This is a genomic window from Flavonifractor sp. An306, from assembly GCF_002159455.1.
In the GTDB taxonomy this organism is placed as follows: Bacteria; Bacillota; Clostridia; order Oscillospirales; family Oscillospiraceae; genus Flavonifractor.
This window is the reverse complement of record NZ_NFIQ01000182.1, coordinates 1-1,637: the sequence shown is the minus strand read 5'-3', so window position 1 is coordinate 1,637 and position 1,637 is coordinate 1. Positions and strand designations below refer to the sequence as shown.

Annotated in this window: 1 protein-coding gene and 1 pseudogene; both read left to right on the top strand. The window is 56.3% G+C overall.

All coding sequences use genetic code 11. From position 1 onward, the window contains the following. A partial coding sequence (locus tag B5F88_RS19380; protein ID WP_087937040.1) for a DUF6138 family protein occupies positions 1-1,154 on the top strand: 1,154 nt, incomplete at its 5' end. A gap of 10 nt (positions 1,155-1,164) precedes the next feature. Further along, positions 1,165-1,637: pseudogene (locus tag B5F88_RS19375) on the top strand (hypothetical protein); the annotation flags it as partial.

Below are 1,637 nucleotides of genomic sequence, written 5' to 3'. Positions count from 1 at the left end.
GATTCCCCTATGAGGAAGCTGTTACATTCTGCGATGCCCTGCGGCGGTTGGTGGGCTGGCAGGAGATCCGCTATACATTGGAGAAATACATAGAAAAGCAGGTGCAGGAGCGGTTCTTCCTTGTGGGAGAGCGGGATGATGGCTTTACCGTCTTTCCACCCTGCACCGTGTGGCCGGAATTGCGGCCGGAGGATGTGGATGAAGGCCTGCTGCGCTTTGCCTGCTATGTGGCGGTCTGCCATACGGTGTACGGGCAGAGTTTTGAATCCCTCACCACCGAGCACATCCTCGGCCTGGTCTCCCAGCTTCGCCCAGATATGGTGAAGCAACTGAAAACAGCCGGCAGCGGCAAATTGCCAAAGGAAATCCAGCAGCGTAAGACGGAGCATTTCACCGCATCGGCCAATGATGCGTTTGCTGCCATCCGAATCACCGCCAAGGACTCCACCGAGGAGTGCTATGCCGAGATCTTGGACTACCTGTGTGCGGTGCTGGAGCAGGAGGAATTCCCCCGCAGTTACTCGGTGGAATTCAGAGGAAAGCAGAAAATCTATCTGCCCATTCCCGGCTTGCCCAAGAAGGGCATCAATCAGCTCTTTGCCTGCGCTGTGCAGCACCCCGATCTGCATCCGGCTATAGAGCGATACGCTCGTCTGGCTATGCGGGAGTATGAGTGGTACCAAAACCTTGCGGATGAAGCCTGCGCCATGCCCGGCTCTTTTGCTGTGTTCGCTCTGGGACTGGAGGGAGAACCGTGGGCGCCGCTGGTGGCGGAGTATTTGGATCTCTGCGACGACGAGCACTCCTCCCTGCAAGAGAAATTCCTTCATGCCTTGATCCGGAAGTTTGGTTTCCAAACATGGACACTGGGAGTGTTGGTACGGGGCGCATTGTCTATGCAGTGGCTGAAGCCTGCCAAGGAATTCCGCAGCTTGATTGCCAATGCGGAAAGCCTAGATGCACTGCTGACAGTCAAACGCCGCTTTTCCGCTTATCTCCTGCCGGAAGAGGACAAGGACCCGAAATTCCGGGCCATCGCTTGGCAGAGCCTGCTCTGGGCCATTTGGGGTTCAGCCTCCGAAAACGGCGGCAGCAAGGTCATCAAGACAGCGCCCAAGGAACTGAAAGAGAAATACCAGCAAGTATTTGCGTAAGGAGAGCGCCATGAAAAAGAGAACGGTCAAGGACTTTATTGCCCTGTACGCCCCAGAAGATGAGGAAAAACTGGTACTGATTCAGGACGGTGTCAGCGCGGACAAAACCTTTCTGGATACCTACTGGGCGGCGCATACCCATGCCCTCGCCATGGCGGATGTCCAGACCGGACAGGCGATCTCCGGTCGATGCTACCTGAGCTGGCCGCTGACGGACAAGGAACGGGATGCCGGCGACTATTCCAAGCGGTTTACCAAGGGCCAGATCTACCGGATCAAAGCCCGCGGCTGGAAAGGTGATGCCCTCTACGAACCTCAGTGGTATGTCACTGAGGTACTGGAGGAAGGCGTACCCTGTCCGGCACTGGAGGAGATTTGGGCGGAATACACAAAGCCCATTCTTCTGGAGGACGAAGTGCTGGGGACCCTCACGCTGGATCGTGAGATGAGCATATTCGAGGGGACCTGTAAGTGGATGGGAAA